Annotated in this window: 21 protein-coding genes, 2 tRNA genes and 2 pseudogenes; 12 read left to right on the forward strand and 13 right to left on the reverse strand. The window is 65.8% G+C overall.

Annotated elements, in window-relative coordinates; genetic code table 11:
• Nucleotides 1–172 precede the first annotated feature (172 nt).
• Both QZM72_RS33920 and QZM72_RS33925 read right to left on the reverse strand, forming a co-directional pair.
• On the reverse strand, nt 173–2,158 hold the full coding sequence (locus QZM72_RS33920) for an ATP-binding cassette domain-containing protein (RefSeq protein ID WP_179233418.1): 1,986 nt from the start codon (nt 2,156–2,158) through the stop codon (nt 173–175).
• 230 nt (nt 2,159–2,388) lie between these two features.
• Complete coding sequence (locus tag QZM72_RS33925) at nt 2,389–2,793, reverse strand: DUF4399 domain-containing protein (RefSeq protein WP_089468101.1); 405 nt, start codon at nt 2,791–2,793, stop codon at nt 2,389–2,391.
• A 198-nt stretch (nt 2,794–2,991) separates the two neighbouring features.
• On the opposite strand from QZM72_RS33925, the gene QZM72_RS33930 reads away from it, so the two are divergent.
• From QZM72_RS33930 to QZM72_RS33945, 4 genes are all read left to right on the forward strand, one after another.
• On the forward strand, nt 2,992–3,174 hold the full coding sequence (locus QZM72_RS33930; protein WP_006478164.1) for a rubredoxin: 183 nt from the start codon (nt 2,992–2,994) through the stop codon (nt 3,172–3,174).
• A gap of 151 nt (nt 3,175–3,325) precedes the next feature.
• Nucleotides 3,326–3,400, forward strand: a tRNA-Arg gene (locus tag QZM72_RS33935).
• A gap of 575 nt (nt 3,401–3,975) precedes the next feature.
• The gene (locus tag QZM72_RS33940; protein ID WP_179233142.1) at nt 3,976–4,317 is read left to right on the forward strand and encodes a hypothetical protein; all 342 of its coding nucleotides are present in this window, start codon (nt 3,976–3,978) and stop codon (nt 4,315–4,317) included.
• A 9-nt stretch (nt 4,318–4,326) separates the two neighbouring features.
• Nucleotides 4,327–4,563: a hypothetical protein gene (locus QZM72_RS33945; RefSeq protein WP_089468140.1), complete on the forward strand. Its 237-nt coding sequence runs from the start codon at nt 4,327–4,329 to the stop codon at nt 4,561–4,563.
• Between the two features lie 122 nt (nt 4,564–4,685).
• On the opposite strand, the gene QZM72_RS33950 is transcribed toward QZM72_RS33945, so the two are convergent.
• The 4 genes from QZM72_RS33950 to QZM72_RS33965 all read right to left on the reverse strand — a co-directional run bounded on the left by QZM72_RS33950 (nt 4,686) and on the right by QZM72_RS33965 (nt 6,714).
• Nucleotides 4,686–5,402: an O-methyltransferase gene (locus tag QZM72_RS33950; protein ID WP_089468141.1), complete on the reverse strand. Its 717-nt coding sequence runs from the start codon at nt 5,400–5,402 to the stop codon at nt 4,686–4,688.
• A gap of 110 nt (nt 5,403–5,512) precedes the next feature.
• Nucleotides 5,513–5,809, reverse strand: coding sequence for a 4Fe-4S dicluster domain-containing protein (locus tag QZM72_RS33955; RefSeq protein ID WP_089468142.1), 297 nt, complete (start codon nt 5,807–5,809; stop codon nt 5,513–5,515).
• Nucleotides 5,810–5,811: 2 nt separating this feature from the next.
• Nucleotides 5,812–6,120 (reverse strand): hypothetical protein, encoded by a 309-nt coding sequence (locus QZM72_RS33960; RefSeq protein WP_089468143.1) that lies wholly within the window; start codon nt 6,118–6,120, stop codon nt 5,812–5,814.
• Between the two features lie 12 nt (nt 6,121–6,132).
• Nucleotides 6,133–6,714, reverse strand: coding sequence for an RNA polymerase sigma factor (locus QZM72_RS33965; protein ID WP_089468144.1), 582 nt, complete (start codon nt 6,712–6,714; stop codon nt 6,133–6,135).
• 175 nt (nt 6,715–6,889) lie between these two features.
• On the opposite strand from QZM72_RS33965, the gene QZM72_RS33970 reads away from it, so the two are divergent.
• Both QZM72_RS33970 and QZM72_RS33975 read left to right on the forward strand, forming a co-directional pair.
• A tRNA-Met gene (locus tag QZM72_RS33970) sits at nt 6,890–6,966 on the forward strand.
• 208 nt (nt 6,967–7,174) lie between these two features.
• A complete protein-coding gene (locus tag QZM72_RS33975; protein WP_089468145.1) occupies nt 7,175–7,519 on the forward strand; it encodes a hypothetical protein in 345 nt (114 codons plus the stop codon).
• A 60-nt stretch (nt 7,520–7,579) separates the two neighbouring features.
• Here QZM72_RS33975 and QZM72_RS33980 read toward each other — a convergent pair.
• Nucleotides 7,580–7,714 (reverse strand): annotated as a pseudogene (locus QZM72_RS33980) (oxidoreductase); the annotation flags it as partial.
• Here QZM72_RS33980 and QZM72_RS33985 point away from each other — a divergent pair.
• A pseudogene (locus tag QZM72_RS33985) lies at nt 7,704–7,949 on the forward strand (TetR/AcrR family transcriptional regulator); the annotation flags it as partial. The pseudogenes QZM72_RS33980 and QZM72_RS33985 overlap by 11 nt on opposite strands.
• 33 nt (nt 7,950–7,982) lie before the next feature.
• Here QZM72_RS33985 and eco read toward each other — a convergent pair.
• On the reverse strand, nt 7,983–8,483 hold the full coding sequence (eco, locus tag QZM72_RS33990) for a serine protease inhibitor ecotin (protein ID WP_089468146.1): 501 nt from the start codon (nt 8,481–8,483) through the stop codon (nt 7,983–7,985).
• A gap of 143 nt (nt 8,484–8,626) precedes the next feature.
• Here eco and QZM72_RS33995 point away from each other — a divergent pair, with 143 nt between their 5' ends.
• Complete coding sequence (locus tag QZM72_RS33995) at nt 8,627–8,932, forward strand: hypothetical protein (RefSeq protein ID WP_069618066.1); 306 nt, start codon at nt 8,627–8,629, stop codon at nt 8,930–8,932.
• A gap of 185 nt (nt 8,933–9,117) precedes the next feature.
• Here the strand turns inward: QZM72_RS33995 and QZM72_RS34000 are convergent, their stop codons facing one another.
• Nucleotides 9,118–9,519 (reverse strand): hypothetical protein, encoded by a 402-nt coding sequence (locus QZM72_RS34000; RefSeq protein WP_301740281.1) that lies wholly within the window; start codon nt 9,517–9,519, stop codon nt 9,118–9,120.
• A 116-nt stretch (nt 9,520–9,635) separates the two neighbouring features.
• Here QZM72_RS34000 and QZM72_RS34005 point away from each other — a divergent pair, with 116 nt between their 5' ends.
• Together QZM72_RS34005 and QZM72_RS34010 are read left to right on the forward strand one after the other, a co-directional pair.
• Complete coding sequence (locus QZM72_RS34005) at nt 9,636–10,016, forward strand: DUF5594 family protein (protein WP_301740282.1); 381 nt, start codon at nt 9,636–9,638, stop codon at nt 10,014–10,016.
• A 182-nt stretch (nt 10,017–10,198) separates the two neighbouring features.
• Entirely contained in the window at nt 10,199–11,566 is a 1,368-nt protein-coding gene (locus tag QZM72_RS34010; protein WP_301740283.1) for an MFS transporter, read from the forward strand.
• Nucleotides 11,567–11,594: 28 nt separating this feature from the next.
• Here the strand turns inward: QZM72_RS34010 and QZM72_RS34015 are convergent, their stop codons facing one another.
• The 3 genes from QZM72_RS34015 to QZM72_RS34025 form a co-directional block, all read right to left on the reverse strand.
• Nucleotides 11,595–12,188, reverse strand: coding sequence for an AAA family ATPase (locus QZM72_RS34015; protein WP_301740284.1), 594 nt, complete (start codon nt 12,186–12,188; stop codon nt 11,595–11,597).
• A complete protein-coding gene (otsA, locus tag QZM72_RS34020) occupies nt 12,181–13,602 on the reverse strand; it encodes an alpha,alpha-trehalose-phosphate synthase (UDP-forming) (protein WP_301740285.1) in 1,422 nt (473 codons plus the stop codon). Before otsA ends, QZM72_RS34015 begins: the two co-directional genes overlap by 8 nt.
• Before the next feature lie 138 nt (nt 13,603–13,740).
• Complete coding sequence (locus QZM72_RS34025) at nt 13,741–13,950, reverse strand: hypothetical protein (protein ID WP_301740286.1); 210 nt, start codon at nt 13,948–13,950, stop codon at nt 13,741–13,743.
• 288 nt (nt 13,951–14,238) lie between these two features.
• On the opposite strand from QZM72_RS34025, the gene QZM72_RS34030 reads away from it, so the two are divergent.
• Together QZM72_RS34030 and QZM72_RS34035 are read left to right on the forward strand one after the other, a co-directional pair.
• Nucleotides 14,239–14,790, forward strand: coding sequence for a hypothetical protein (locus QZM72_RS34030; protein WP_050017463.1), 552 nt, complete (start codon nt 14,239–14,241; stop codon nt 14,788–14,790).
• Nucleotides 14,787–15,281, forward strand: a complete 495-nt coding sequence (locus QZM72_RS34035; protein ID WP_050017462.1) for a hypothetical protein — start codon at nt 14,787–14,789, stop codon at nt 15,279–15,281. Before QZM72_RS34030 ends, QZM72_RS34035 begins: the two co-directional genes overlap by 4 nt.
• A gap of 78 nt (nt 15,282–15,359) precedes the next feature.
• On the opposite strand, the gene QZM72_RS34040 is transcribed toward QZM72_RS34035, so the two are convergent.
• Nucleotides 15,360–15,712 (reverse strand): AAA-associated domain-containing protein (locus QZM72_RS34040; protein ID WP_301740287.1); only part of this gene is annotated, 353 nt, incomplete at its 5' end.

A 15,712-nucleotide genomic window follows, 5' to 3' on the forward strand; every position in this document is an offset into this window, starting at 1 on the left:
GATAACGTCGTGGACAAAACGTTGAGTTCCGTAAAAAAGCGAATCGAAACAACGGTGTGCTTGGACTGCTCCGAAAGCGGGCGCGCGGCGTGTGCGGCGCGACCCTGGACGCGCGGTATTTTACTGGTTCCGCGTGGCGCGCCAATCGCGGGATCGACGCGCACCGCGCGCGTCACACCGGCTTGCGCTTCGCCTCGAGCGTTTCCCACCGTTCGAGCGCGGCGAGCAGTTCGTCGTCGATCGCCGCGAACCGCTCGGTCAGGCGCGTGCCTTCCTGCGGATCCTTCGCGAAAATCGCGCCGTCCTCGAGCTGCGCATTGATCGTCTTCTGCTCCGCTTCGAGCGCAGCGATCTTCTCCGGCAGCGAATCGAGTTCGCGCTGCTCGTTGAACGACAGCTTCACCGTGCGCTGCGCGTTGCGGCCGGCCGCGCTCTTCGCCGGTTCGTCCTTCGCGGGCGCCGCTTCCTTGACCGCGCGCTTCGCCGCTTCCTGCTGCGCGAGCTGCTCCGAGCGCTCGCTCTGGATCTGCCAGTCGGTGAAGCCGCCGACATATTCGCGCCACTTGCCGTCGCCCTCCGCCGCGATCACCGACGTCACGACGTTGTCGAGGAACGCGCGATCGTGGCTGACCAGCAGCACCGTGCCGTCGTAATCGGCCAGCAGTTCTTCGAGCAGTTCGAGCGTCGGAATGTCGAGGTCGTTGGTCGGTTCGTCGAGCACCAGCACGTTGGCCGGGCGCGCGAACAGGCGCGCGAGCAGCAGCCGGTTACGCTCGCCGCCCGACAGCGACTTCACCGGCGAACGCGCGCGCTCCGGCGCGAACAGGAAATCGCCGAGATAGCTCATCACGTGCTTGCGCACGCCGCCGATCTCGACCCATTCGCTGCCGGGGCTGATCGTATCCGCGAGGCTCTTTTCCTGGTCGAGCTGCGCGCGCATCTGGTCGAAATACGCGACCTGCAGGTTCGTGCCGGTGCGCACCGTGCCTTCGTCGGGCTTCAGGTCGCCGAGGATCAGCTTCAGCAACGTCGTCTTGCCGGCGCCGTTCGGGCCGACGAAGCCGATCTTGTCGCCGCGCATGACCGTCGTCGAGAAGCGGTCGACCACCGTGCGGCCGCCGTAGCGCTTCGTCACGTCGGTCAGCTCCGCGACGATCTTGCCGGACTTCTCGCCCTGCGCGACGTCGAGCTTCACGTTGCCCTGCGCATTGCGGCGCTCCGCGCGCTCGTTGCGCATCTGCACGAGCCGCGCGATGCGGCCGACGCTGCGCGTGCGGCGCGCCTCGACGCCCTTGCGGATCCACACTTCTTCCTGCGCGAGCAGCTTGTCGAACTTCTCGTTCTCCACGCGCTCGACTTCGAGCTGCTGCGCCTTGCGCGTCTGGTACGCGGAGAAATTGCCCGGATACGACAGCAGCCGGCCGCGATCGAGCTCGACGATGCGCGTCGCGACGCGGTCGAGGAACGCGCGATCGTGGGTGATGAACAGCAGGCCCGCGCGCTGCGCGACGAGCAACTCCTCGAGCCAGCGGATGCCGTCGAAGTCGAGGTGGTTGGTCGGCTCGTCGAGCAGCAGCACGTCGGGCTGCAGCACCAGCGCGCGCGCCAGCGCGACGCGCTTCTGCATCCCGCCCGACAGCGCGTCGACGCTCGCGTCGCCGTTCGTCAGGCCGATTTGCGCGAGCGTCATCGACACGCGCGTACGCCAGTTCCATGCGTCGTGCGCGTCCAGCGACGACTGCAGCGCGTTCATTCGCGCAAGCAGCGCATCGTGCTCGGCGCCTTCCGGTATCTCCGCGAGGCGGTGCGCGATCGAATCGTATTCTTCGAGCAGTTCGCGCGTGTGGGCCAGCCCAGACGCGACCACGTCGAACACCGTCGCGCCCGGCTCGAATTCGGGCTCCTGCGGCACGTAGACGGTCACGAGCTCCTGCTGGCGCGTGATCAGCCCGTCGTCGGGCTTCGCGAGATCGGCGACGATCTTCAGCAGCGACGACTTGCCCGCGCCGTTGCGGCCGATCAGGCCGACCCGTTCGCCGGCTTCCAGCGAGAAATCCGCGTGATCGAGCAACGCGACGTGACCGAACGCGAGCTGCGCGCCGGTAATGGAATAGAGCGACATGGGGAGACGGCGAAGAGAGAAATCGGAAGCGCCCATTGTACCGGGCGCGGAGGCCGGCATCGGCTCGGCTGGATGGACGAGTGCCGCGGGGCGTTCCCGACGGGCGCTGGCGCGGTATCGTGGGCGCGGTGTAGCCGACCTCCGGTTTTCGGACGCCGGCTACGGTTTGCGTGCCCGCATGAGCACGCGAATGCCGACCGGATGCCCGCGGCCGGCCGATCGGCAGATCCCGCGCGGCGCATCGGGCGCCGGCGCGGGATGCACGGTTATTTCACGTTGACCGTGATCGTCGAGCTCAGTTCGGGACCGTACGAACGGTGCGCGCCGTCACCGAGTTGCAGCGTCAGCGTGTGCTGGCCGGGCGGCAGCTTCACGTCGGTTTCGGTCTGGGCCTTGCCGAAATGCAGCGAATGGTCGGTCGCCGGGATCACGTCGCCCTTCGGCACCGGCTTGCCGTCGATCAGCAGGTGGTGGTGACCGGTATCCGGGGTCATGTCGCCGGCCGGCTTCAGCGCCATGCCTTCGAGACCGAACTTCACGTGCACGGGGCTCGACACCGTCGCGCCGTCCTGCGGCTCGACGAAGAACACACGCGCCTCGGCGCGCGCGAGCGTCGACACGGCCAGCGCCGCGACACAGACTGCACCCGCGATCCACTTTCTGTTGATCATCCTTTCCTCCTACAGATTGACAGGCCCACGAAGCATACACTGCATGCCCGACCGATGCGACGCCGCCGGTTGTTCGCGATGCGTACGTTTAAAACGACGTTGCGCAGACGTTCGGCGAAATTCCGGTAACATTGCGCCTTTCGTCCGCCGGCCACGCCGCGGACGGCATCGCCGAATTTTCATTATCCCGAGCGCAACATGAGCGAAGTAACCGAATACCAGAGCTGGGTCTGCCTGATTTGCGGGTGGGTCTACAACGAAGCCGAAGGACTGCCCGACGAAGGCATTCCGGCAGGCACGCGTTTCGCCGACATTCCCGCCGACTGGCGCTGCCCGTTGTGCGACGTGGGCAAGGAAGATTTCGTCGTCGTCGATTTCTGATTTTCCGTTTCGATCGCGGGCGATCTCGCGATACGCGCGTTGGGGTGGTGCATTCCGCCCCGCCGACGCGCCGCGCGTTTGCTATACTCTGCGCGCTGTCCACACCGCCGTCCGGTTCGCGGTTTTTTCGCGCGATTGCCCGGACTTGGCTCTCCCCGTAGTTCAATGGATAGAACAAGCGCCTCCTAAGCGCTAGATACAGGTTCGATTCCTGTCGGGGGGACCAGAGATCCCATCCCAGCGTTACGCGACAAATCTCTTCGCCGAGTTTGGCGTAACTTTGGCGTAACGACGAATTACTTCAGCTCACCTCCTGCTCCACGAAGCCCAAAGGGCAAGCCCTCCCGTTATCGTATGATGTATATCGATCGGAATCGGAGAGCAAGCCGCATGGCGTCAGTGACTATCGATATAGGATCAGGGAAGCGAGCCACGTTGTCTAACAACGGTGAAGTAAGTCGATCCGCGGAACAGCGGGCGGCAGTCTCAGAATTGATGCTCCATTGGCCGAAATACTCCGGACCGGTGACGGGAGCCGTTAGCTATCTCCGAGACTTGGGACTAGCTGGGGCACTCTCCGGCGATCCCGTAGGCGCGCTCAGGTCCGCCATAGAGGACGGGAGAGTGTCCGTAGCAATCGATCGCCCAACGGCCCGTGGCGGGGCGGCTGGAGGTTCGCCCTCAACCCCGCCTTTCCCCAAGGCTAGTAGGCTCGCCAGCGTGCCGGCGTCGGCTGGACTACCGATAGATAAGCCACTACCTTCTTGGGCCACGCCTAGCGACGTGTCCGCTGGCGAACTGATGAGCTATCTGCAAAGCGTTGTCGGAATCGGCGGCGCTGGCGGTGCCGCTAAATTCGCAGGAGGTGCGAATTTCACTGACTCCGCCTCACTCAGTGACGCGTCTCCGTTCGATTATTCAGCGGACACCTTGGGCGACGCGGTTCAAGTAGCAGGAATCGACCGAGGCGATATGATGGCCTGCGACATCATCAAAGCCGAATGCAAGGGCTCAGTGCTCCGCGAGTTTCCGGGGCAGTATTTGAATTCGACGCTCAACGAGATTCAAGGCGACGCGAGCGACGGTATCAAAGAGGCGCGTAAGGCGCTCAAGTTGCTCAACGATAATCGATTCAAGAAATAGGTACCCGATATGACCACCAATACACTGTTTCATCTGCTCGACCGGCTCGACTCCGCGAAAATTCACTACACCCTGAGCCGCAATCGACCCGATACGGTCTTGGTCTCGGTTACCGTGGTTGGGATGCGAGTCGAAATAGACGTGTTCCGAGACGGGCATACGGAGGTTTGCATTTTTCGGGGTACGGAGGAGCCTACCGACGATGCCAATGCACTGGACCAGATTATCGAGGCGAATCGAGACTGATTTTTATGGAGTTCTATTTGGCGCGTCTCCCACTCAACCAATTTGTGCCATACAGACATGAGTTCTGTCGGGCGAGCAGCCAAGCTCCAAACCTCTCTCAAGATTCACAAGAAACTCCCCTCTCAAGCCACAACAACCGTAAACTCCACCCCCGACTCAAAATCCAGCGTCGTGGTCGAAAACCGTGGATCCTCGTCGAGGTAGAGCTTGTACGGTCGAACGGCGTCCTCGGCCGTGTACATGTTGTCGGCGAATACAACCGCCCCCGGCCGTAGCAGGCGCTCGACCTGCTTGAACAGCTTCAGATAGGCGTCTGCCCATACGTCGATAAATACCATGTCGACGGTACCGTCCAGTTCGGCAACCGTGTCGAATACGTCGCCCTCCCGCAACTCGACATAGGCGTCCAGGCCGGCTGCTTCGACGTGAGCCCGCAACCGCGCACACTTGAGCGCATCGCCTTCGGTCGCGATGACCACGCCACGTCCCAACGTACGCAGCGCGTCGGCGAAATACAGTGTCGACACGCCGCAGGAACTGCCGAGTTCAAGGATTCTGGCCGGCCGTTGCGCGAGCACCATGTTGCGCAGAAACCTTCCTGTTTCCGCTGACACGGCTAACGATAAAGCACTGCCAGCCGACGACCCGAAATCTTCAGTGAACAAGCCGAACGTTTCCAGAAAACGCCCTCTTAGCCGAGGGGCGAGTGCTTCGTATTCGTCGACGAGCGTTGGAAACGCCTCATTCGGCCCTTGGAACTGCGCACGGGCGCGGGCGACGATTTCGCTCCGGCTTTCTTCATGAAGCCGTTGCAGAAGAACATGAGTAGTTGAAGTCAAGTGCGTTCCCTGATGAGGTTGATCACGTGGACCGCGTATCCAGCAATCGCCAATCCGCCGTCAGGCTCCCCGATCTGCCGTTCCACCATCATCGGCGCGAACAGACGATGCTATGCCCGTCGCGCAAGCGTGATTGCGCGCTCAGGACACGCCGTCACGCAAAGCCCGCACGATCTGCACGCGTCCGCATTGGGCGTATACGCGACCTTCATTCCATGCACGCGCAGCTTCAACCGATGCATCAAACCAAGATCGAGGTAATCGGCCTGATCGATGCGCCGAACCTCGAACACGTTTTCAGGGCAAGCGGTCACGCAATCTCCCTTGCCTTCGCAACGTTTCAGATCGACGAACGGCGCAATCACGCCCGCCTTCTGCTTGCACTCGGCTGTGGATTTCTCGCGCATGCTCACTCCTCGGTAGGCCGCTTGCCGCCCGATCGCCATGCGGCCCGAAATTGCTCGCGTTCTTCGGGCGTCATGGCCTCCCACTTCCGCCAATGGCGCCGGCCGTGCCAGCCGCGATGTCCGCGGAATCCGCCGAGTAGAATGCGGCTCAACACGAGCAAGCCCAGCGCATGGGCGAAGTCGATCGTCCGGGCGCCGACGAATAACCCCGGCATCACCCAATTCCACAGCATCATGACGACCCACCCGAGCACGCCGATGGCGACCACCACGAGCAGCGCTTTGCCCGCACATCTGATTCGAAAATTCATCCGTCGACTCCTCTAGATATCCAGTTCGTCATAAATGGGTTGCAGTCGCGCACGCAGATGCAGGACCGCATAGCGTTTGCGCGCGAGCAGCGTATTGAGCGTGACGCCGCTTTGCGCGGCCATCTCCTTGAAGGACTGCCCGTCCAGTTCGTGCGCGATAAAAACCTCGCGCTGATTCGCCGGCAATTCGTCGAGCGCATCCTGCAACGCCTTGAGCAACAACGTGCGAGCGTAGAGCGCTTCAGGGCCGGCATCGTGCGACGGTAGCGCGAGATCCAGGCGATACTCGCTGTCCGCGTCGTCATCGGCATCGAGCAGATCGGCCAGCGGCTGCTCCTTCTTCTTGCGAAAACGATCGATGATGCGATTACGCGCGGTCCGGAACAGCCACGCACTCGCCTGTTCGATTGGCGCGGGAAGCCGATAAGCCTGCACGAATTCGTGAAGCACATCCTGCAGAACGTCCTCGGCATCGTCCGGGTCGCGGATCCGGCGCCGAATGAAGTTCCCTAGCCTCGTTCGTTCACGCATCACCGTCGCAGTGATGTCGCGGTCTGGGTCGGTCATCGTTTGCGAAGTGGGTGGCGGTTCCATGCGTCTGAAGACGTTTCAGGCGCGCGAATATTGTGGCGAGTGTGAAAAATTTGCGGCTGTACGCGTCGGCTTCACTGCGTTGCAGGGGTTTCAAGGAACAGGCCCGATATGGCATGGGGACTAGCGCGACACGAATCGATTGACTCACGGCATCAACCCGAAGTACACTTCGCGCCGCGGGGTGGAGCAGTCTGGCAGCTCGTCGGGCTCATAACCCGAAGGTCGTAGGTTCAAATCCTACCCCCGCAACCAAATACCGAAGCCCGCTTTGCGAAAGCAAGCGGGCTTTTTGCTGTCCGGGGATGTTGCCGCGCATGCGGCGCAGCACACGAAGATGGGGTAATCGACCGTTCGCCGCGACGTGCGACACGCGATCGCACCTCGTCCATTCTCCGCGGACATGCAGCGAACATTGCGTAGAATTCCGAACCTTCTTCGGTTCAGCACACGGATTTCTCGAATGATTCGAACGATCGCGGCGCTCGCCGCGCTTTCAGCGATGACCGCCACGGCCAACGCCGCCGACACCGGCATGGCGCCTGCCAAGCAACGCTACGTCAGCCCGGGCATCGCCAACGTCACTGGCGCGGGCGCGGGCGCGGTAGCCCCACGCCCGGAAAGCACCTCCCCCGACACGCGGTGCCGGGAACTGGCCGCCGGCATCGATGCACTCACGCACTCGCCCGATCGCGGCCACCGAGTCGTGCGCGGGATAGGCCCGGACGGCAAACCGCGCAACGAACGGCACGCCTATGACAAACGGGCCGACCTGGAAGCCGAGCACCTGCGCGTCGGCTGCCAATAACGAATCACGACCAACGACGAACGCACCGTGACCCGGCTCACTCGCACCGGGCATCGGTCTTTACGCGTTCGCGCCGCCGTCGATCGTCAACCCGGTCCCATTGATCGACCGCCCTTCCGGCCCGACGACGAACGCCACGAGCGCGGCCACGTCATCGGCCTTGCCGTACTGCTGAATCGCCATGGTCCGGCAAACGCTGATCGAGATGCGCGAGGGCACGGTCGACGCGTTGCGGGAACGCCTCGCACAAGGCATCGCGACCGGTGAAATATCGGCGCACGCGAATCTCGACGCAATCGCGCGCTACTACGTGACGGTTCAACAGGGCATGTCGATCCAGGCGCGCGACGGCGCGAGCCGCCGCAATCTGGAGGCCATCGCGCAAGCCGCGCTGGCCGCGTGGCCGGCGCTCGTCGGCACGAGCAGCGCGGCCGGTGGGTGGCGGCAGGACGCCGCGCAGCGATTACTGCTTCTCGGCTTGCTGCACGTCCTTCGACGCATGCCATACGCGATAGCGCACGTCGAAGCCGTCGGGTACATAGACGACCAGCGGCAGGCGGCTGTTGTAGCGCAGCAGTTGACCGTCACTGCGCACCTGCACGAACCGTTGCTGCGGCGCCTGGCCCGGGCACGCCATCAGCGTCGATGCCGGCCCCTTCACGTCGGTGAGCCGGTAGTACGTATAGCCCCAGCCCTTCACGTCCTCGGCAGTCAGCTCGCCGCCGAACCACTGCTGGTTGCAGTCGGTCTGCAGCGTCTTGCCGATCATCAGCTCGACGCGCGCATCGCCCTCGTTCTCGAGCGCGGGCAGCGCGATCACGACGCGCTGCTGGCCGCTCGCCGCCTGCGGAAACATCTTGATCGACTCGGCCGACACGGCGGGCGCGGAGGCCGGCGCGGCCACGCATGCGGCGGCGGTCGTCACGCAGAAGGCGGCCAGCGCGGCCCGGATCGCAAATTTCATCGATGTGCTCCTGAAAAACAAATGAGCCCCGGATGCTAACACTTTCGTCGCAAGACCTTACGAGGCTGTAATTTGGCGACACAATTGCAAACAGCCGGCAATCCCCGGGCGCGGTACTTATACCGGAACCAACGGAGAACATCATGCTGAAGCTCATTGCCGCCGCCGGCGTCGCTACCCTGCTGGCCGGCTGCGTCGTCGCCCCGGACGCCGGATACGGCTACGGGCAGCCTTACTATTCCGATCCCGGCTATGCGTACGCGCCGTCCCCCGTGTACGGCACGGTCAACATCTGGGGCGGTGGCGGCGGACGCGACTGGGATCGCGGCCGGCGCGACTACCATCGCTGGGACGGCGATCGCGGCAACCGCGGCAACGGCTGGGGGCGCGGCGGCGGACACCGCGGCGACTGGAACGGAGGCGGCGGTGGCGGCGGTCATCGCCACTGACGCGCAATTGCAACCGTTTGTATCCGCGCACGGCCCGCCGAAGGCCGGCGGCGCATTCCGCCCCCCAACGAATCGGCCGCACAAAAAGACAAAGGCCCTCGCATCGAGCGAGGGCCTTTCGTCGTCCGGCCCGGCGAAGCGAACATCGACGGGTACGGGTCAACCGGCCCGAAACCCGCCCGCGCTTACCAGCCGGCCGGCTGCGCGTAGCCGCCCCGCACCGGCGCCCCGCACACGTACGCACGCTGGTAGCGGTCGTAGCAATAGTTCGGGCCGTCGTCCTGATACTGCGCCTGTTGATACGTCGGGTAGGCAGGCTGCTGGTACGCGGGCGCCTGGTAGTACGTCGGCGGTTGATAGGCCTGCGCCTGGTATGCGGGCGCCTGATACGCGACGGGCGGATTCATCGCGGACGTCACGATCGCGCCCAGCACCGCGCCGCCGATCAATGCGCCGATGACGGCGCCGCCGTCGCGGCCATGCGCGGACGCCGGGCCCGCGACCGCGAGCGAACCGGCAAGGACACACACTGCGGCAATCTTTTTCATGATGGACTCCCACGCGAAGTGGTACTGGATGCGATGCATTGTGGCGGGACGCGGCCGTAATAGATGCAGCAAGTGGTAACGCGCGATTACCGTATCGCCCGCGTCGAAACGCGTCGTCGCCGTGCTACGATTTTCGGCAGACAGGAGACGCCTTCATGCAGCCTGAAACCGCCCGCCGTTTCGATACCGAATTCGCGCCGCGCATCGCGCAGGCGATCGCCGCATTCTTCGCCGATCACGTTCAGACCGACGTCGTCCCCTATGGCGGGCACGGGCACCCGACGCGCGTGCAGATCCGCAGCGCGCCACACGAGCACGTGAGCGGCTTCGTGTATCCGCTGAATCTCGAACTGACCTGGGACATCGACGAAATCGAGCGGCTGATGGAACCGGACGGCCCGCGGCGCTTCGAGCACTACCTCGCCGCGTTGCCGAAAAAGCTGGGTGCCTGGCAAAGCGCCCGCGACATCGATCTCGCATCGCGCACGCAGGCCGAGCCGCTCGTGCGGCTCGGCGGCCTCGACTTCGAAGGCTGAATGCGTGCGCCCGCCGGCCCCCGCGCGGCTTGGCGTCACACGATGCGGCGCGGTGATACACTCGACCGGCCCCGTGCCGGCGCGCCCGCGCCGGCCGGGCCGTTCATCGCCGCCGCCCCTGCACATGGTTGCGCACGCAACCGGCAAGCGGGCGCGCGGACAACCACGCGCTCGCTCCCGTCATGAATGCCGATACCGGCCTGCCGCTTCCGCAACGTTACTGGGCGATCGTCTGCGTCGCCCTGGGCATCACGCTCGCCGTGCTCGACGGCGCCATCGCGAACGTCGCATTGCCGACCATCGCGCGCGACCTGCACGCGTCCGACGCCGCGTCGATCTGGATCGTCAACGCGTACCAGCTCGCGGTCACGATCACGCTGCTGCCGCTCGCGTCGCTCGGCGAACGCATCGGCTATCGCCGCATCTACATCGCCGGGCTCGCCCTCTTCACCGCGGCGTCGCTCGGCTGCGCGCTCGCCGACTCGCTGCCGATGCTGGCCGTGATGCGCGTGATCCAGGGGTTCGGCGCGGCCGGCATCATGAGCGTCAACGCGGCGCTCGTGCGGATGATCTACCCGTCGTCGATGCTCGGGCGCGGGCTGTCGATCAACGCGATGGTGGTCGCGCTGTCGTCGGCGATCGGGCCGACGGTCGCGTCCGCGATCCTGTCGTTCGCGTCGTGGCCGTGGCTTTTCGCGGTCAACGTGCCGATCGGCATCGCGGCCGTGCTCGGCAGCGTGCGCGCGCTGCCGGCCAACCCGCTGCACGACGCGCCGTACGACTTCCCGAGCGCGCTGATGAACGCCTGCGTGTTCGGCCTGCTGATCACGGCCGTCGACGGGCTCGGTCACGGCGAAGGTCATGCGTACGTCGCGGCCGAACTGGCCGTCGCATGCGTGGTCGGCTACTTCTTCGTGAAGCGTCAGTTGTCGCAGCCGGCGCCGCTGCTGCCGGTCGACCTGATGCGCATCCCGATGTTCGCGCTGTCGATCTACACGTCGATGGCGTCGTTCACGTCGCAGATGCTCGCGTTCGTCGCGCTGCCGTTCTGGCTGCAGAATTCGCTCGGTTTCTCGCAGGTCGAGACGGGCCTCTACATGACGCCGTGGCCGCTCGTGATCGTATTCGCCGCGCCGCTCGCGGGCGTGCTGTCGGACCGCTATTCGGCCGGCATCCTCGGCGGAATCGGGCTCGCGCTGTTCGCGGCCGGGCTGCTGTCGCTCGCGACGATCGGCGCGCACCCGGGCACGGTCGACATCGTGTGGCGGATGGCGCTGTGCGGCGCGGGCTTCGGGCTGTTCCAGTCGCCGAACAACCGCGCGATGCTGTCGTCGGCGCCGCGCGAGCGCAGCGGCGGCGCCGGCGGCATGCTGAGCACCGCGCGCCTGACGGGCCAGACGCTCGGCGCCGCGCTCGTCGCGCTGATTTTCGGGCTCGTGCCCGACCGCGGGCCGACGATCGCGTTGTATGTCGCCGCGGTGTTCGCGGCGGTGGCCGCGCTCGTCAGCCTGCTGCGCATCGCGTCGCCGCGGCCGGACACGGCGGCCTGACACCGTCTTACCGCGCTCGCGGCGGCCATCATGCGGCGTCGAGCGTATCCATCACGAAGCGCACGCGCGCCTTCACGCTCACGCGCGGCAATTCGATCAGCCGATAGCCGTACGACGTATAGCAATCGACCATCGCGTCATGGGTCCGCACCGCTTCGGCAAAATCCTGCCGGCGCTCGGTGTCCTGCACATAGATGTCGGGCCAAGGCGGCGCGACGAACACGCGCCGGTGATAGCGGAAACGCCGCGCCGCGGCTTCCGCGTGCGCGGGTACCGCCAATCCGGCCAGCCGCAGATAACCGATCACGTCCGGCACGCCGCGGTCGAAGAACACCGGCCCGCGCGCCTGCCGCGCGAGATGGTAGGAGCGCATCTCCCAGCCCAGCATCAGCTCGGCGAACGCCGCCGGGTCGCGCCACGGCAGCGCAGGGCCGTCGACCGCCATCTGATCGCGGATCACGCCGCGCCCGGCCTCCTGCGAGCGAGCAAAGCCGGCGCGCTCCAGCGCATCGAGCAAGGTGCTCTTGCCCGAGCCCGGGCCGCCCGTCACGACGAAGAACCGGCCAGCCGTAGCGCCCGCCGTTTCGTCGTCGCTACCGGCGTCCGGCGCGCACTCACGCATGCGCGACCCGCCGGCCCGCGCGCTGGGTGACCGACGCCGCCGCCGCGACACTGCGCAGGTCGGCGACGAACGTATCGCGCCAGACCGACAGGTCGTTCTCGCGCAACCGCGCGAGGTTCTGCTCGTGGCGCGCCTGCCGCTCCGCGAGCGGCATCGACAGCGCGCGTTCGAGCGCCTCGGCCATCTGCGACAGGTCGTACGGATTGACGAGCAGCGCGCCGGTCAGCTCGGCCGCCGCGCCCGCGAACTCCGACAGCACGAGCACGCCTGGATCGGCCGGATCCTGCGACGCGACGTATTCCTTCGCGACGAGATTCATTCCGTCGCGCAACGGCGTCACGTAGCCGACCTGCGACATCCGGAAGAACGCCATCAGCAGGTTGCGCTCGTACTTGCGGTTCAGATACTGGATCGGCGTCCAGTCGAGCTGCGAGAAGCGGCCGTTGATGCGGCCGGCCTCGCCTTCCAGCGTTTCGCGGATGTGCTGATAGGTCTGCACGTCGGAACGCGTCGGCGGCGCGATCTGCAGCAGCGACACGCGCCCCTGCCAGCCCGGCGCATTCGCGAGCATCCGCTCGAACGACTGGAAGCGCTCGACGAGCCCCTTCGAGTAATCGAGGCGGTCGACGCTCATCACCAGCTTCCGATCGCCCAGCGCCTCGCGCAGCATCTTCACCGGCTTGCGCGTGCCGTACTGGACGGCCGCCTGCGCGATCGCGTCGGGATGCACGCCGATCGGATAGGCGGCGACCTTCACGACGCGGCCATGCGCATGCAGCATCCCGTCGTCGCTCGCCGCGCCGATGCCGCGCCGCTCGATGTAGTCGGTGAACGCCTGCTTGTCGGCGTCGGTCTGGAAGCCCGCGACGTCGTACGCGCACATGAACTTCACGAGTTCCTCGTGCGGCGGCACGAGGCGCAACATGTCGGGCGACGGAAACGGGATATGCAGGAAGAAGCCGATCGGGTTCTTCACGCCGAGCTCGCGCAGGCAGTGCGCGAACGGCAGCAGGTGGTAGTCGTGCACCCAGATCAGGTCGTCCGGACGCAGCAGCGCGGCGAGCTGCTTCGCGAGCATCCCGTTCACGCGCAGATAACCGGCGTACTCCTGCCGGTCGAAGCGCGCGAGATCGCCGCGGTAATGGAACACCGGCCACAGCGTCGCGTTCGAGAAGCCGCGGTAGTACTGGTCGTAGTCGCGCCGGGTCAACCCGACCGTCGCATACGTCACGTTGCCGTCCCGCTGGATCGCGGGCTCGGCATCCGGCGCACCGACGATCTCGCCGTTCCAGCCGAACCAGACGCCGCCCGTTTCCTTCAGCGCGTCCATCACGCCGACGGCCAGGCCGCCCGCGCTCGGGCGCGTGTCCTCGCCGGCGGCGACACGATTCGATACCACGATCAATCTGCTCATGCGACTTCCCCTCCTCGATTCGATTGGCTGGCGCGCGACGCACGCCCAAGCGGGCGCGGCGGCCCGAAGGCGGCCGCGCGGCGACTCAGTTCCGAGAATTGCAATGAAATACGACGATGGAATGCGGCGACGACCGCATCAGGCGTCCTGCTCCTGACCGAGGTCGCGTTGATAGTCGAGCCCTTCCGGGCGAGCCCCGCCCTGGTTGTGATCGCCGTCCGACGGTGTCTCGTCCGGCGCACCCGCAGGCGGGGCCGAAGGCGCGTCGATCCGCGGACGCGGCGGCGCTTCCGGATGGTCGGCCGCCGCGACAGGCGGCCGGTGTGACAACCGTTTCGAACGGCGCATGGCTGGGTGTCTCATAAGCGGCGCGGCTCGAGGCCGTCGTAGAAACATTCCATAACGAAACAGTCTAGGTCGCTTGATCGCATCCGAAGGTAACAATTACCTTCAATTTGTAACGTTTCGACCCCTCGCCGATCATCTATCCGACAATAACGCCGCCCGCGCGCACGCGGCCCGCCGCACGGCGATTTGTCAAAGCTTTGCAGTTTTCCCATGACAATTGCGAAACAATGACGCGGCATCAGGGCGTGCACGCGTCGCCGCTCACCCAGACAGGACTTGCACTCAGGGATGAACATTCGTTTCGAATCGCCGCGCCGGGCCACGCCGGCGCGCGTCGTGCTGGCCGTGATCGCCACGGCCGCACTGCTGTCCGGCTGCAATTCGCTGTACAGCGAAGGGGCGACCGCCGGCGCCGGTATCGCGGGCGCCGCGATCGCCTCCAAGGTCACCAACAACGCCGCCGTCGCGACGGGCATCGGCCTCGGCGCCGTCGCCGGCGCGCGGGCCGGCGTCCAGTACTCGCAACGCGTCGCGCACCGCTACACGCAGGAGCAGATCGCGAAGGCGGCCGGCCCGCTCGACGTCGGCGGCGTCGCGCCGTGGTCGACGCACCATTCGTTCCCGATCGAGGACGACGAGCAGGGCCGCGTGACGGTCAGCCGGATGATCAGCGTCGGTCCGCTCGACTGCAAGGAAATCGTGTTCGCGGTCGATACGCCGGCGAAGGCCGACAAGGCCGCGCAATCGGCGTTCTACGTCGCCACCATCTGCCGCGACGGGCCCGTGTGGAAATGGGCGTCGGCCGAACCGGCGACCGAACGGTGGGGCGCGCTGCAATGAGCGTCGCGATCCGTATCGCGGCGATCGGTGCGCTGTGCGCGGCGACGGTCGCGCTGTCGGGCTGCGGGTCGGTCGGCGCCGCGAGCGGCGCGCTGGCCGGCGCGGCGACGGGCCTCGTCACCGCGAACCCGGCGGTCGGCGTCGGCGTCGGGATCGCCGTGCAGGCCGCGACCGACGAAGCCGTCAACCGCACGATGAAGCAGCTCCATCAGAATCAGCAGGACGCGATCGCGAAGACGGCCGGCAGTCTCGCCGTCGGCGAAGTGAAGCCGTGGAAGGTGAAGAATACGCTGCCGCTCGAAAACGGCGAAGGCGAAGTGCGCGTCACGCGCGCGTATTCGTCGGCGCTCGCGCTGTGCAAGGAATTCGCGTTCTCGGTGAAGGACGGCGACAAGGCCGACTGGTATTTCGCGAATGCGTGCCAGCAGGGCACGCACTGGAAGTGGGCGTCGGCGGAACCGGCCGTCGATCGGTGGGGGAATTTGCAGTAACGGGGCGATGCGCCGCGCGTCGCGGGCGGCGCCCTTGGCGTTCTGCGAGGTGCAGCTATGCCGAGCGCCCCGCCAACATCAGGACTCGACGTCCTCGAGACTGAAGATCTCCGTCTGGTCGTTGTACGAGAAGATCTCGCCATAACGGCCCCAGTCGATCACCGCATCGAGCGTTTCCTCGGCCGCGCCGTCCGACAGGAAATCCTCGAGCTCCTGCTCGAAGCGCACGCGCGGCGCGCGATGGCCCGGGCGCTCGTTCAGCACCTTCTTGATCCGCGCGGCGAGCGGCACGTGCTTCAGCAGGTGATCCGCGAACATCAGCTTGCGCTCCTGCGTGCCGAATTCCGCGAACACGCGCCCCGGCGGCGTCAGGAACACGTCGCCTTCGCGCACGTCCGCGAAGCCGAGGTACTGCAGCACTTCCGCGATCG

The sequence above is a fragment of the Burkholderia sp. AU45388 genome, from assembly GCF_030481585.1.
Taxonomy (GTDB): Bacteria; Pseudomonadota; Gammaproteobacteria; order Burkholderiales; family Burkholderiaceae; genus Burkholderia; species Burkholderia sola.

Excerpts from the sequence above, each read along its gene's own strand:
- QZM72_RS34015 (WP_301740284.1), bottom strand. The coding sequence starts at position 12,188 with ATGCGTGAGTGCGCGCCGGACGCCGGTAGCGACGACGAAACGGCGGGC.
- otsA (WP_301740285.1), bottom strand. The coding sequence starts at position 13,602 with ATGAGCAGATTGATCGTGGTATCGAATCGTGTCGCCGCCGGCGAGGAC.
- QZM72_RS34025 (WP_301740286.1), bottom strand. The coding sequence starts at position 13,950 with ATGCGCCGTTCGAAACGGTTGTCACACCGGCCGCCTGTCGCGGCGGCC.
- QZM72_RS33925 (WP_089468101.1), bottom strand. The coding sequence starts at position 2,793 with ATGATCAACAGAAAGTGGATCGCGGGTGCAGTCTGTGTCGCGGCGCTG.
- QZM72_RS34000 (WP_301740281.1), bottom strand. The coding sequence starts at position 9,519 with ATGCATCGCATCCAGTACCACTTCGCGTGGGAGTCCATCATGAAAAAG.
- QZM72_RS33975 (WP_089468145.1), top strand. The coding sequence starts at position 7,175 with ATGATTCGAACGATCGCGGCGCTCGCCGCGCTTTCAGCGATGACCGCC.
- QZM72_RS33945 (WP_089468140.1), top strand. The coding sequence starts at position 4,327 with ATGACCACCAATACACTGTTTCATCTGCTCGACCGGCTCGACTCCGCG.
- QZM72_RS34005 (WP_301740282.1), top strand. The coding sequence starts at position 9,636 with ATGCAGCCTGAAACCGCCCGCCGTTTCGATACCGAATTCGCGCCGCGC.
- QZM72_RS34010 (WP_301740283.1), top strand. The coding sequence starts at position 10,199 with ATGAATGCCGATACCGGCCTGCCGCTTCCGCAACGTTACTGGGCGATC.
- QZM72_RS33920 (WP_179233418.1), bottom strand. The coding sequence starts at position 2,158 with ATGGGCGCTTCCGATTTCTCTCTTCGCCGTCTCCCCATGTCGCTCTAT.
- QZM72_RS33955 (WP_089468142.1), bottom strand. The coding sequence starts at position 5,809 with ATGCGCGAGAAATCCACAGCCGAGTGCAAGCAGAAGGCGGGCGTGATT.
- QZM72_RS33960 (WP_089468143.1), bottom strand. The coding sequence starts at position 6,120 with ATGAATTTTCGAATCAGATGTGCGGGCAAAGCGCTGCTCGTGGTGGTC.
- QZM72_RS33965 (WP_089468144.1), bottom strand. The coding sequence starts at position 6,714 with ATGGAACCGCCACCCACTTCGCAAACGATGACCGACCCAGACCGCGAC.
- eco (WP_089468146.1), bottom strand. The coding sequence starts at position 8,483 with ATGAAATTTGCGATCCGGGCCGCGCTGGCCGCCTTCTGCGTGACGACC.
- QZM72_RS34035 (WP_050017462.1), top strand. The coding sequence starts at position 14,787 with ATGAGCGTCGCGATCCGTATCGCGGCGATCGGTGCGCTGTGCGCGGCG.
- QZM72_RS34030 (WP_050017463.1), top strand. The coding sequence starts at position 14,239 with ATGAACATTCGTTTCGAATCGCCGCGCCGGGCCACGCCGGCGCGCGTC.
- QZM72_RS33930 (WP_006478164.1), top strand. The coding sequence starts at position 2,992 with ATGAGCGAAGTAACCGAATACCAGAGCTGGGTCTGCCTGATTTGCGGG.
- QZM72_RS33995 (WP_069618066.1), top strand. The coding sequence starts at position 8,627 with ATGCTGAAGCTCATTGCCGCCGCCGGCGTCGCTACCCTGCTGGCCGGC.
- QZM72_RS33940 (WP_179233142.1), top strand. The coding sequence starts at position 3,976 with ATGAGCTATCTGCAAAGCGTTGTCGGAATCGGCGGCGCTGGCGGTGCC.